Here is a 335-nt window from a genome sequence, read left to right as displayed (position 1 = left end):
TACTTTGTCGTCGTGGATGTCAAAGAAGATGAAGCCGATCCGCTGCCGCTTGAGCGGGTGTTTCATTACCAGCATCCGGCTGTGGGTGGCCGCAACGTTCTCTTTGTACCGTTTGCCGGCGGGTGGCGCATTGATTTGCAATTGCTTGACGGCGATGATCCGGAGCAGTTCGGCAGTGTGGACGGCGTGAAGCAATGGCTGCCGAAAGTGATGCCGGAAAAATACGCGGATCGCATTACGTGGGTGTCGACGTACCGCTTTTTCCAGGTGGTTGCGAAGTCGCTCACTGACCGCCATCACCGTGTGCTGTTGGCCGGCGAAGCGGCCCACCTGTT

General features: G+C 57.6%; 1 pseudogene. It reads left to right on the top strand.

Annotation, left to right across the window (positions count from 1 at the left end):
• Positions 1 to 335: pseudogene (locus I656_RS0114515) on the top strand (monooxygenase); the annotation flags it as partial.

Source organism: Geobacillus sp. WSUCF1, from assembly GCF_000422025.1.
Taxonomy (GTDB): Bacteria; Bacillota; Bacilli; order Bacillales; family Anoxybacillaceae; genus Geobacillus; species Geobacillus zalihae.
This window is presented reverse-complemented; position numbering and strand designations above follow the sequence as displayed.